The sequence below is a fragment of the Teichococcus aerophilus genome (assembly GCF_014490485.1).
Taxonomy (GTDB): Bacteria; Pseudomonadota; Alphaproteobacteria; order Acetobacterales; family Acetobacteraceae; genus Pseudoroseomonas; species Pseudoroseomonas aerophila.
This window is the reverse complement of record NZ_JACTVA010000007.1, coordinates 90,167-102,848: the sequence shown is the minus strand read 5'-3', so window position 1 is coordinate 102,848 and position 12,682 is coordinate 90,167. Positions and strand designations below refer to the sequence as shown.

The 12,682-nt window shown below is 68.0% G+C and carries 10 protein-coding genes; 5 read left to right on the top strand and 5 right to left on the bottom strand.

Annotation, left to right across the window (positions count from 1 at the left end; translation table 11 throughout):
- Positions 1–4: 4 nt before the first annotated feature.
- The gene (locus IBL26_RS06275) at positions 5–994 is read right to left on the bottom strand and encodes a chemotaxis protein CheB (RefSeq protein ID WP_367615384.1); all 990 of its coding nucleotides are present in this window, start codon (positions 992–994) and stop codon (positions 5–7) included.
- Positions 995–1,258: 264 nt separating this feature from the next.
- Between IBL26_RS06275 and IBL26_RS06270 the strand changes: the two genes are divergently transcribed.
- A complete protein-coding gene (locus tag IBL26_RS06270; RefSeq protein WP_187783612.1) occupies positions 1,259–3,193 on the top strand; it encodes a PAS domain-containing hybrid sensor histidine kinase/response regulator in 1,935 nt (644 codons plus the stop codon).
- Between the two features lie 17 nt (positions 3,194–3,210).
- On the opposite strand, the gene glpK is transcribed toward IBL26_RS06270, so the two are convergent.
- A complete protein-coding gene (gene glpK, locus IBL26_RS06265; protein WP_194443522.1) occupies positions 3,211–4,680 on the bottom strand; it encodes a glycerol kinase GlpK in 1,470 nt (489 codons plus the stop codon).
- A 199-nt stretch (positions 4,681–4,879) separates the two neighbouring features.
- On the opposite strand from glpK, the gene IBL26_RS06260 reads away from it, so the two are divergent.
- The 3 genes from IBL26_RS06260 (at position 4,880) to IBL26_RS06250 (ending at position 8,835) form a co-directional block, all read left to right on the top strand.
- A complete protein-coding gene (locus IBL26_RS06260) occupies positions 4,880–5,803 on the top strand; it encodes an allantoinase PuuE (RefSeq protein WP_187783610.1) in 924 nt (307 codons plus the stop codon).
- A 72-nt stretch (positions 5,804–5,875) separates the two neighbouring features.
- Positions 5,876–8,203 (top strand): Orn/Lys/Arg family decarboxylase, encoded by a 2,328-nt coding sequence (locus tag IBL26_RS06255; protein WP_187783609.1) that lies wholly within the window; start codon positions 5,876–5,878, stop codon positions 8,201–8,203.
- A gap of 107 nt (positions 8,204–8,310) precedes the next feature.
- Positions 8,311–8,835, top strand: coding sequence for a Dps family protein (locus tag IBL26_RS06250; protein ID WP_206684153.1), 525 nt, complete (start codon positions 8,311–8,313; stop codon positions 8,833–8,835).
- A 93-nt stretch (positions 8,836–8,928) separates the two neighbouring features.
- Here IBL26_RS06250 and IBL26_RS06245 read toward each other — a convergent pair whose 3' ends face one another.
- From IBL26_RS06245 to IBL26_RS06235, 3 genes are all read right to left on the bottom strand, one after another.
- On the bottom strand, positions 8,929–9,294 hold the full coding sequence (locus tag IBL26_RS06245) for a response regulator transcription factor (RefSeq protein ID WP_187783608.1): 366 nt from the start codon (positions 9,292–9,294) through the stop codon (positions 8,929–8,931).
- Between the two features lie 82 nt (positions 9,295–9,376).
- Positions 9,377–10,024 carry a response regulator transcription factor gene (locus IBL26_RS06240; RefSeq protein WP_367615382.1) on the bottom strand — a complete coding sequence of 216 codons (648 nt, stop codon included), beginning with the start codon at positions 10,022–10,024 and terminating at the stop codon, positions 9,377–9,379.
- Entirely contained in the window at positions 10,021–11,541 is a 1,521-nt protein-coding gene (locus IBL26_RS06235) for a sensor histidine kinase (RefSeq protein WP_187783606.1), read from the bottom strand. The genes IBL26_RS06240 and IBL26_RS06235 overlap by 4 nt, the downstream gene beginning before the upstream one ends.
- Positions 11,542–11,843: 302 nt before the next feature.
- Here IBL26_RS06235 and IBL26_RS06230 point away from each other — a divergent pair, with 302 nt between their 5' ends.
- Positions 11,844–12,665, top strand: coding sequence for an alpha/beta fold hydrolase (locus IBL26_RS06230; protein ID WP_187783605.1), 822 nt, complete (start codon positions 11,844–11,846; stop codon positions 12,663–12,665).
- Positions 12,666–12,682 lie beyond the last annotated feature (17 nt).

Here is a 12,682-nt window from a genome sequence, read left to right as displayed (position 1 = left end):
CCGCCTAGTCCTTCACTTCCTCCGGTGCCAGCCGCAGGCTGTTGAGCGCGGCGTTCAGCACATCGCTGGAGCGCTCCGCCTCGCCGGCGGCTTTCTCCCACCGCGTCGCGGCGTGGGCGTAGCCGCGGGCCTGGGCGCTTTCCTGCATGCGGCGGAACAGCACCACACGCTCCCGGTGCGTGCGCAGCGCGGTCGCCATCGCTTCCTCCAGCAAGTCCACCTGCGCGGCGGCGAGTGTTTCCCCACCATAGGCGTGGCCGATCTGGCAGCGAAACCGTGGCAGCTTGTCGCTGTGCAGCTCGTTGAGGACGCCGCCGCATTGCGGGCAGCTGAACGGGCTGGGCGAGCCCAGGATCGTCGCCTTCTCGCTCATCGGTGGGACCTCCTGCTGTGAAATGCGGTACTCCGCCACCAGGTCCGGCGGCGGCGGCACGTTGGTGGCGCTGGGTTCCCGCACCAGGCGGGGCAGCAATTCGGCCATGTCGGCGATGGTGACGCAGTGGTCGATGCTATCGCCGATCAGCGCGTTGCGCGGCATGTCGGGCCAGCTGGCTTCCTCAGGGTCCTGCACGATGCTGGTGCCGCCGCAGCGCTTGATGGCGACCAGCCCGGCCGTGCCGTCATCCAACAGGCCCGACAGCACGGCGCCGTAGCAGCGTGAGCCGTAATAAACGGCGCCCGAGCGGAACAGCGCATCGATGGCCGGCCGGGTGCGGTTCTCGACAGGACCACGGCGCAGCATGATCCGCCCGCCATCATCCAGCATCATGTGGCGGTCCGGCGGCGCGACATAGATGCGCCCGGCTTCGATTCGCTCGCCATCCACGCCATGTGCGGCCGGTAAAGGCCCAGCTCGCGTCAGCAATTCCGGCAACACGCTGCGTGCCGTGGCGACGATGTGCTGGACGATCAGCACGGCGGCCGGCAGATCGGCTGGAAGCCCGGCGCATAAGGCTTTCAAGGCGGTCAAACCGCCAGCCGAGGCGCCTACCACGATGATGCGATCAACCAAACCTACCCCCCCCCCTCATCACGGAGATGTGAAACTTGACAAATAGCGTATCTTCCCATCGCCATTGTTACATGGATGACACTGGGGAACACCAGGGCCCATTCCCCCTCCTTCTCCTCACGGTGTCACGCGTTGGTCGGAGCAGGACATTTGTCATCCAGAAGGTCACCAGAGGCCGAAGCGTTGCGGCGGCTCGAAGACGAGAACGAACAACTTCGGGTTGCTCTTGAAGAACAGCATAGCCAGGTGGACCTGCTATCGCTGGAGCGGCAGGAGCTGGTGCAGCAACTTGCGGCTTCCCAACAGGAACAAGCGCGGCTGCGGAGCCAGTTGCAGCGAGAGAACCGGGAGGCCATCGAGGCGCTGCGTGGACGGCTCAGCCCGACAAGTTCCAGGTTGCTGCAGGAAACGACCCGGCTGACCGAGCTTGAGGCGAATGAGGAAGAACTTCGCGTCGCGCTTGAAGAGATGCAAGTGCTGGCGGAGGAGCTGGAGGACACCAACAGTGCCCTGACCCTGGCGAACCAGGAGCTCGATGCCCGCGTCGCCGAACGGACCGCCGAGTTGCAATGCGCGAACGAGGCCCTGCGGCTGAGCGAGCAGCGGTTGCGGCTGGCGCAGAGCGTGGCCTCGGCCGTCGCGTGGGATTGGGATGGACGGCGCGATTCCTTCGCATGGTCGGAGGACTTCGCAGGCATGCACGGCATCTCCGGCGACAGGGGCAAGGCGTCCGGCCAGGCGTGGCTGGACAGTATTTACCCGGATGACCGCGTGGCGGTCGAGCGTGCCTTGCTGGATTGCCTGGAGCACGACGTGCCCGACTTCGCCGCCGAGTACCGCGTACAGCGCGCGGGTGGGCAGGAACGCTGGCTGGCCGCCCGAGGCAGGCTGCTGCTGAACGAGCAAGGCCAGCCGCACCAGCTTGTCGGCCTGACGCTGGATGTGACCGAGCGAAAATTGGCGGAGCTGACGCTTGCCGGGCATAACGAGACCCTGCGCGAGCAGATCCGCACCGCGATGGCAGAACGCGAAGCCGCGCAGGTGCGGATGTTCCAGGCGATGAAGCTGGAGGCGCTGGGCCAGCTGACCGGCGGCGTCGCGCATGACTTCAACAACCTGCTGGCCATCATTATCAGCGGCCTCTCCGTCATCTCCCGCAGCCAGTCGGAGGAAGAGCGCGCCAGCCTGACCGCCAGCATCGAGCAGGCGGCGCGGCGTGGCGCCAAGCTGATCCGCCGCCTGCTCAGCTTCGCCCGGCGGCAGACCCTGAAGCCGGAAGCGCTGGACATGGAGAGCTGGCTGACCGAGATGGCGGCGTTGCTGAAGCCCTCCCTGCGCCCGGATATCGACGTGGTGGCGCAGGCCACCCCCGGCACCGCCGCGATGGTGGACCGGGGGGAACTGGAGCTGGCGTTGCTGAACCTGTGCCTGAACGCGCGCGATGCCATGCCGGAGGCCGGTACGCTGACCGTCGCCGCCCGGCATGTGCATCTGGCGCCGGGGCAGGATGCGGATGGGCTGACCGGTCCCTTCGTGGAGATCAGCGTCACCGATACCGGCGAAGGGATGTCCGAGCAGACGCAGGGCCGTATCTTCGAGCCGTTCTTCACCACAAAGCCGGCCGGGCAAGGCACCGGGCTCGGCCTGCCGCAGGTCTATGGTTTCGCCAAGCAATCGGGTGGCGCCGCGCGGGTGGAAAGCACGCTCGGCCGGGGGACCACCATCCGGCTGCTACTGCCCGCCGCGGGCTCCGCCAGCAGCGGCACCTCGCGCCCCCGGACCGGCGCCTTCCCCGGTGCCGAACGCTCGCTGCGCGGGCTGGTGGTGGAGGATGACCCGGAGGTCTGCGACATGGCGGTGCAGGTGCTGCGCAAGCTGGGCCATCAGGTGGAGCAGGCGCGCAATACCGGCGAGGCGATGGAGACGCTGCACCGTGGCAAGATCGACCTGATGTTCACCGACATCATGCTGGCCGATGGCGGCGACGGGCTGAGCCTGGCGCTGACCGCCAAGCGGCAATGGCCGCAGCTGCCGGTGCTGCTGACCAGCGGCTACGAGGCCTCGCCCGAGCGCATGGCGATGGCGAAGCTGCCGCTGCTGCGCAAGCCCTACGACGCCGAGGAGCTGGACGAGGCCATCAACGGCACCGTCGCCGGCGCCCAGCCGATGATGCAGGGCTGAAAGGACGCGCCCCCGCCTCAGGCTTTCGTCAGCGTCCGCCGCAGCGCATCCCGCCAGCCCTCCAGCAGGCGGCGGCGGCGTGCATCATCCGTTCGCGGCGTGAAGCGCCGCAGGTCGTCGCCGGCTTTCGCCGCCTCGGCGTCCCGGTACAGGCCGCTGCCCAGCCCGGCCAGCACCGCCGCGCCCAGCGCCGTCGTCTCCAGGAAGGCGGGGCGCTCCACCACCGTCTCCAGCATGTCAGCCAGGAACTGGCAGAACCAGTCATTCGCCGCCATGCCGCCATCGACGCGGATGGCCAGCGGCGCGCCGCCGCCATCGGCGGCCATCGCCTGCACCAGGTCGTGCGTCTGGTAGGCAACGGATTCCAACGCGGCGCGGGCGATATGCGCCGCCGTCGCGTCCAGCGTCAGGCCGCAGATCAGGCCGCGTGCCTCCGGGTCCCAATGCGGCGCGCCGAGGCCGACGAAGCCGGGCACCATGTAGACGCCGTGGTGGTCCGGCACCCGCGTCGCCATGTCGTCGGTCTGGGATGCGTGGGTGATCAGGCCCAGCCCGTCCCGCAGCCACTTGATGGCGGCACCGGCGGTGAAGATGGCGCCTTCCAGCGCATAGGCCGTACGCCCTTCGAGCCGGTACGCGATGGTCGTCAGCAGGCGGTGCTGCGATGGCAATGCCTGCGTGCCGGTATTCATCAGTGCGAAGCAGCCGGTGCCGTAGGTGGATTTCACCATGCCGGGGCGGAAGCACCCCTGCCCCACCAGCGCTGCCTGCTGGTCCCCCGCCATGCCGGTGATCGGCAGCGCCGTCCCGAACAATCCGGGCGCGGTTTCGCCGAAGCTTCCGGCATTGTCCCGCACCTCCGGCAGCATGGCGGCGGGAATGCGAAATAGCCGCAGCAGATCCTCGTCCCAGCAGCCGCGGTGGATGTCGAACAACAGCGTGCGGGCGGCGTTGGTGGCGTCCGTGGCGTGCACCCGCCCGCCGGTCAGGCGCCAGAGCAGGAAGCAGTCGATGGTGCCGAACAGGATCTCGCCGCGCTCGGCGCGTCGCCGGGCGCCAGCTACGTTGTCCAGAATCCAGGCCAGCTTGGTCGCGGAGAAATACGGGTCCAGCAACAGGCCGGTGCGGGCGCGCACCAGTTCTTCCGCGCCATCCGTACGGAATGTCGCGCAGGCATCGGCGGTGCGGCGATCCTGCCAGACGATGGCGCGGTGGACCGGCGCGCCGGTCGCCTTGTCCCACACCACCACGGTTTCGCGCTGGTTGGCGATGCCGATGCCGCGCACCGGCACGGCCGCCTGCGCCAGGGCGTCGCGCGCGGTGGAGAGGACGTCGCGCCAGATATCCTCCGCATCGTGTTCCACCCACCCATGCGCGGGGTAGTGCTGTGCGAATTCTCGGCGCGACGTGGCCACCGGCCGGCGGCTGGCATCGAAGACGATGGCGCGGGTGGAGGTGGTGCCCTGATCGATTGCCAGGACATGCATGGCCTCAGCCACGCTGCGATATCTCGCCCGCGCGGTTTCGTCCCTGGCCTGGCAGGTGCATCGGACCTTCCTCCCACTACTGCCCGGTAGAGTGCCGGCGGCGGCGCGGGCGGTAAAGCCGGCGGCTCGCTTTGACCCCGGCGGCTGCGCGTGCATGATCGGCCGAAGAATGCGCCCACCCCCAGCGGAGACGTGCTGCATGACCTACGAGGTGAAGCGGGACTTCATCGGCTACGGCGCCAACCCACCCGATCCGCGCTGGCCCGGCGGCGCCCGCCTCGCGGTGAATTTCGTCATGAACTACGAGGAGGGTTCCGAGCCCTCCGTGCAGGATGGCGAGGGCTATTCCGAATCGGGACTGACCGAGGGCCACCCGATGAGCCAGATCGGCAAGGGGCGCGACCTGGCGGCGGAGGGCATGTTCGAATATGGCAGCCGCGTCGGCTTCTGGCGGCTGCTGCGCATGTTCCAGGAACGCGGCCTGCCATTGACCATCTTCGGCTGCGCCCTGGCACTGGAGCGGAACCCCGAGGCCGCCGCCGCCATCCGGCAGAGCGGCTTCGACGTGTGTTGCCATGGCTGGCGCTGGATCAAGCATTTCGAGCTGTCGGAGGCGGAGGAGCGCGAGCATATCCGCCGGGCGGTGGAATCGCTCCAGCGCACCATCGGCAGCCGGCCGTTGGGTTGGTACTGCCGCTATGGGCCCAGCGTGAACACCCGCCGCCTCGTGGCCGAGGAAGGCGGCTTCCTGTACGACAGCGATTCCTATGCCGACGAACTGCCCTGGTGGCTGACGGTGCAGGACAAGCCGCATCTCGTCATCCCCTACAGCCTGACCAACAACGACGGGAAGTATAACGGCGCGGTCGGGACCTCCGACCAGTGGTTCTCCTTCATCCGCGATGCGTTCGATACGCTGTATGCGGAGGGCGCGCGCACGCCGAAGATGATGTCGGTCGGCCTGCATATGCGGCTGATCGGCCACCCCGCCCGCGCCGCCGGTCTGGCAAGGCTGCTGGACCATATCCAGAAGCACGCGGATGTGTGGGTGACGCGCCGCATCGACATCGCCCAGCACTGGATGCGGGAGCACCCGTACCCGGGCAAGGGACTGAACGAGTAGCGGCGCCGCCGGCGACATCTTGTCATTTTAAGGCGCTAGACGCAGGCACGCGGATGGCGCAGGACGCGCGACATGGAATACGGCCGCCGCTTCAAGTTCCTCATCTGCGCCCCCGGCTTCGACGAAGCCGATCTGGAAGGTGCCCGTCTCAGCCAGATCCTCGCCGAGATCGAGGGCATGGGCTACGCCGTCACCCGCGCCCGGCGGGATGACGATGCGGAGCTGGTGGTGCGGACGGATGCCGCCATCGGCTGCATCGTCGTCGACTGGGGCAAGAAGGGGCTGCAAGGCCGTGCCGCCGCGCTGATCGCCCTGGTGCGCAAGCGTGGGCTGGACGTTCCGGTCATCCTGCTGGTGCGCCGCCAGCGCCTGGAGGACATCCCCGTCGAGGTGCTGGACGACGTGGACGGCTTCGTCTTCCTGGCGGAGGAGACGCCGGACTTCATCGCCCGCAACCTCGTCTCCAAACTGCGGCAATATGCCGAGACGCTGAAGACCCCCTTCTTCGGCGCCCTGGTGGACTATGCCGAGCAGGGCAACCAGCTCTGGACCTGTCCTGGGCACAACGGCGGCATGTTCTACAGCCGCAGCCCGGTGGGGCGCATCTTCGTCGAGCATCTGGGCCAGGCGGTGTTCCGCGACGACCTGGACAACTCGGTGCTGGAGATGGGGGACCTGCTGACGCATGAAGGCCCCGCGCTGCGTGCGCAGCAGGAAGCCGCCGAGATCTTCGGCGCAGAGCGCACCTATTTCGTCCTCAACGGCACCTCCACCTCCAACAAGATCGCGTTGCAGGCTCTGCTGGCCGAAGGCGATCTGGTGCTGTTCGACCGCAACAACCACAAGGCCGCGCATCACGGCGCGCTGTTCCTGGGCGAGGCCATCCCGGTCTTCATCGAGACGGCGCGCAACCCGCATGGTCTGATCGGCCCTATGCAGGCCGGTGCGCTGGACGAGGCGCGGCTGCGCGCCGCCATCCGCGACAACCCGCTGGTGAAGGACAAGGAGGCCTGGCAGCGCCCCCGCCCCTTCCGCGCCGCGGTGGTCGAGCAATGCACCTATGACGGCACCATCCACTCGGCGGAGCAGATCATCGCCCGCATCGGCCATCTCTGCGACTACATCCTGTTCGACGAGGCCTGGGCCGGCTTCATGAAGTTCCATCCGCTGTTCCGCGGCCGCTTCGGCATGGGGCTGGAGCAGCTGGGGCCGGACAGCCCCGGCATCATCGTCACGCAGAGCACGCACAAGCAGCTCGCCAGCTTCTCCCAGGCCTCGCAAATCCATGTGAAGGACAGCCACCTGGGCGAGCAGGAGCGGCGCGTCGGCCACCGCCGCTTCAACGAGATGTTCCTGCTGCACGCCTCGACCAGCCCGTTCTATCCGCTGTTCGCCTCGCTCGATGTCGGCGCGCAGATGATGAAGGGCCGCTCGGGCGAGGTGCTGTGGGACGACACCGTCCGCCTCGGCATCGAGCTGCGCAAGAAGCTGCGGCTGACGCAGCGCGAATTCGCCAACGACCCCGACCCGGCGAAGCGCTGGTTCTTCGAACCTTTCGTGCCGAAGACCGTGCAGCTCGGCGGCGTCGAGATGGCGTGGGAGGACGCGCAGACCGATGCACTGGCAAGCGACCCGGCGCATTGGGCACTGACGCCGGATGCCGAGTGGCACGGCTTCGGCACCAATCCAGCGGACTGGGCCATCACCGACCCGAACAAGCTGACGCTGCTGACCCCGGGCTTCGCCGATGGCGACTACGCCGCGCATGGCGTGCCGGCCCCGGTGGTCGCCGCCTATCTGCGGCAGAACCGCATCGTGCCGGAGAAGAATGACCTCAACAGCCTGCTGTTCCTGCTGACGCCGGGCGTGGAGAGCAGCAAGGCGGGAACGCTGCTGGCGCACCTGATCACCTTCAAGAAACTGCACGACAATAACGCGCCACTGGACGAGGTGCTGCCCAGCTTCGTCGCCCGCCAGCCCGAGCGCTATGGCCGCGCCCGGCTGCGCGACCTGTGTGCCGAGATGCATTCTTTCTACCGCGAGGCCGGCATCAGCCGCCTGCAATCCGCCCAGTTCCAGCAGGCGCATTTCCCCGAAATGGCGATGCCGCCGAACGAGGCGGTGCGCGCCCTGGTCCGCAACAAGGTGGACTACGTGCCGCTGGAGGAAACGGCTGGGCGCATCGCCGCCACGCTGTGGCTGGTCTATCCGCCCGGCATCGCCACCGTCATCCCCGGCGAGCGGCTGGGTGAGCGGGCGCGGCCGATGGTGGACTACCTGAAGGCCTTCGAGGCCGCCTGCAACCGCTTCCCTGGCTTCGAGAGCGAGGTGCAGGGCCTGTACCGCGAGACCGGGAAGGACGGCCGTATCCGCTTCCACACCTACGTCGTCCGTGAGTAACCCGCGCCGGGCCTAAACCTTGGTGTGGGTTGGAGCCGCCGCTGCCAGGCGTATACCGGTTGGCAGCGGACGGCACCCTGGCCGCCCGGACATCAAGGAGATGGAAGATGGCGGACCAGAACATGAAGCGGGTGGCGGACCGTTACCTGGCCACCCCGACCGACCTCGGCGCCGACGCGACGCGCGACATCGCCGCGGGGCTGAGCGCGCTGCTGGCGGATGTCTTCGCGCTGTACCTGAAGACCAAGAACTTCCACTGGCACATGAGCGGGCCGCATTTCCGCGACTACCACCTGATGCTGGACGAGCAGTCCGACCAGATCTTCGCCATGACGGACGCGATCGCGGAGCGGGCCCGCAAGATCGGCGGCAGCACCATCCGCTCCATCTCCCACATCGCCGGGCAGCAGCGCATCCTCGACAACAATGCCGAGTATGTCGAGCCGCAGGACATGCTGGCCGAGCTGCAGGGCGACAACAAGCAATTGGTGGCCGAGCTGCGCCGCGTGCATGAGCTGTGCGACGAGTACAAGGACGTCGCGACGGCCAGCCTGATCGAGGTCTGGATCGACGAGGGCGAGCGCCGTAGCTGGTTCCTCTACGAGACCGGCCGCTCCAGCCAGCAGCGCTGACAGCAACGGCGGCGGCGCCAAGGCGCCGCCGCCGTGATACTTGGATACGGAAGGGGGGAGGCTCGCCGTCAGCGAGCCTCCCCCCTTCCGTATTCAGGCCACAGCGCGTTCGATGGCTTCGAGGAAGCTCTCGGGGTCGATCGGCTTGATCAGGAAGGCCGCCGCGCCGTAGTGCAGCGCCAGGCGCCGTGCCTCGTCGGTCGGGTAGGCGGTCATGACGATGACCGGGTGCTTCCACCCGCGCCGCGCCATTTCCTGCTGCAGTTCCAGCCCGGTCATGCCAGGCATGTGCATGTCGGTGACGATGCAGGCCAGCCTGGCCTGCTGCCCGGACAGCAGCAATTCCCGCGCGCCGCTGAACCCCATGCTGGTCATGCCGGCCGAGCGCAGGAAGCTGTCCACGCTCCCCCGGACGCCGGGATCGTCATCGACAATCGCAATGATGGGTACAGGGCTCAACCGCTCGCTCCAGCTTCTGCCACGGCGCAACGCCGCGACGAAGCGCAGAGATGCACCCTGGCGGCCGCCAGGGCTATCATACTCAGATGTTAAAGCGGTGGATGCTGTCGTCGCGGATGCCCAGGAATTCCGCCATCCTGACCAGGTCGGCCAGGGACTGCGCCTCCATCTTGCGCATCATATTACCCCGGTGAATCTTCACCGTGATCTCGGACAGCGTCATCCGCGCTGCGATCTGCTTGTTCATCAGCCCGGCGACGACCAGGCCCATCACCTCCCGCTCCCGCGGCGTCAGCGCCTCGTAGCACTGGCGCAGATGGGCGTGCCCGGCCGCCTCGCCACGCCGTTGGCGGTCCACCCCGATGGCGGTGGCCACGGCGGCCAGCATCTGTTCCTCGGTGAAGGGCTTGGGCAGGAAATCCAGCGCGCCGGCCCGCATGGCGCGCACCGTCATCGGGATATCGCCATGCCCGGTGATCAGGATGACCGGGATGGCGATGCCCCGCGCGGCCAGCCGCTCCTGGAAATCGAGCCCATTTTCCCCGCGCAGCCGGACATCGAGCAGCAGGCAGGACGCGGTCTGCGGTACGCCGGCCAGCAGGAAGGCCTCCGGCGTGTCGTACAGCGCGGCCTGGAAGCCGTTGGAGCGTAGCAGGCTGCCGATGGAGCCGAGGACTTCCGCGTCGTCGTCGATGACGCAGACGCAGCCGGGCGGCGTCTCCCCGCTCACGCCGCCACCTCCGCCGCCGCAGCGGCGGGCAGGCGGAACAGGAAATTGGCGCCGCCATCCTCGTTGCCGCATGCCGTCAGCGTGCCGCCATGCTGCTCGACGATGGAGCGGCAGATGGAGAGGCCCATGCCCATCCCTTCCGCCTTGGTGGTGAAGAAGGGGCTGAACAGCTGCTCCGGGTCGATGCCGGCGAAGCCGCTGCCGCAATCCCGCACCAGCACCGATACGGCCTGCCCGTCCCGCTCCGCCTCCACGCAGAGTTTGCGCTGGTCTGGTGATGTCTCCGCCATGGCCTGCTCCGCATTCATCAGCAAGTTCATCAGCACCTGTTGCAGCTGCACCCGGTCGCCCTCCACATCCGGCAGGTCGGCCGGGGCGGAGACTTGGATGGCAATGTCGTTCGCCGTCAGGTCACGCCGCAGCAACGCGATCGTCTCCTCGATCAGCTCGGGTAGCCGGATCGGGCCGCGCTTCGGCCCTGCCTTGCGCGCCAGGTCGCGGATGCGGGCGATGATGTCGGCGGCGCGCCTGCCGTTGCTGCCGATATGGTCGAGGCAGTCGGAGACCTCGGCCGCGTCCGGCGCCTCGCGCGCCAGCCAGCGCTTGCCGGACCGCGCGTAGGTAATGATGGCGGAGAGCGGCTGGTTCACTTCATGCGCGATGGAGGCCGCCAGCTGGCCCAGCGTCGTGACGCGCGAGACGTGGGTCAGTTCGGATTGCGACTGCGCCAGCCGGGCCTGCGTGCGGTTCCGTTCCGTCACGTCCAGCGCCATGATCAGCACGCGCTGCCAGCCGCCATGGCCGGGCGGCAGGGTGACGCGTAGCACGACGTCGATCAGCTCGCCCGACACGGTCTGGAACTGCACTTCCTCCTCCACTGCGCGGTCTTCCCGCAGCAGCGTGGCGAAGATGCCGGCCAGGATGGCCTCGCCGCCCGGCGTGTGGTGGCGCAGGATGGAACTGCCCACCAGCTCCTCCCGGCTGCGGAAGCCCAGCAGGCGTGCCGCCGCGTGGTTGGCATCGCGGACATAGGAGAGCAGCGAGGCACGCCGCACCAGATCGAGGTCCGGCTTCTCGCCAGCTTGCAGCATCGCATAGGCGGCGGACCAGTCCGATTCCCAGATGGGGAAGCCGGCGGCGTGGAAGATGGTGCGGTAGCGCTCGTCCGACCGGCGCCGCTCCTCCGCCGCCGCGTGGTGGCGGACGGACAGGATCGTGGTGATGCCGATGGCGACCAGGCTGACGGCCAACCGCATGGCGGGGGAGCCGAGCGGTTCCTCCGCATGGATCAGCCCGTAGCCCAGTATGGCAAGAAAAGCCGAGAACCCGCCTGCCGCGATGATGAGGCGGTGCCGCAGGCCGCGCGCGGCGACGAGGATGACGCCGGTATACAGTACCGCGACGGCGCCTTGCAGCGGGCTGAGCACATCCAGCGAGAACACGCATAAGGCCAGCGCCAGTGCCGCCGCGGCGTAGAGGCGGGCCGCCAGTCGCTTCGCCTCGAACCCTGCCTGCAACCATGCCTCCCGCTTTGCCGGATCGCGACGACAAGGCCGGGCGAGAGCGGTGCAAGCGCGACGGCCGGGCGGGCCGCGCCACCGGTCTGGTAACGATAGCCATCTTCCTGCGTAGGGCGCAAGAAGCCGCGAAGCGGTGGATGGGCCGCTTGGTGAAACGCCGCCCAGCCGCACTGTTATACGAAAGTATAGTCGTGGCGGCGCCAGACCGAAACCTGCGTATGATATCGCGACGCTCTCGCAGCGCCGATAGTCCGGGTGTCGGACGGCCTTGTCATCGTCCGCCAGCAACGGAGGACATCATGCCCTACTTCATGACCAAGGACCGGACCAACCTGTTCTACAAGGATTGGGGCCATGGCCAGCCCGTCGTGTTCAGCCATGGCTGGCCGCTGAGCAGCGATGCGTGGGACCCGCAGATGCAGTTCCTGGGCAGCCAGGGCTTCCGCGTCATCGCGCATGACCGCCGCAGCCACGGCCGCTCCGACCAGACGTGGGACGGCAACAACATGGACCAGTATGCCGCCGACCTCGCCGGGCTGATGGACCATCTCGACCTGAAGGACGCGGTAATGGTCGGCCACTCCACCGGCGGCGGGGAGATCGCGCATTACGTCGGTACCTACGGTTCCGCCCGTGTCGCCAAGATGGTTCTGGTCAGCGCCGTGCCGCCGCTGATGGTCAAGACCGACGCCAACCCCAACGGCACGCCGCTGGCGGTGTTCGACGGCATCCGCCAGTCGACGCTCGAGGACCGCTCGCAGTTCTTCATCGACCTCAGCGCGCCCTTCTTCGGCTTCAACCGCCCGGGCGCCAAGGAATCCGAAGGCGCGCGGCGCGAGTTCTGGCGCGAGGGCATGCAGGGCGGCATCAAGGGCCAGTATGACTGCATCCACGAGTTCTCCGAGGTCGACTACACCGAGGACCTGAAGAAGATCGACGTACCGACCCTGGTGGTGCATGGCGATGACGACCAGATCGTGCCGATCGATGCCGCCGGCCGCCGCTCGGCCGAGATCGTCCGCAACGCCACCCTGAAGGTCTATCCGGGAGCGCCGCACGGGCTGCCGGTGACGCATCACGCGCAGCTCAACCAGGACCTCCTCGCCTTCATCCGTTCCTGACGCTTGCGGCCATGGCG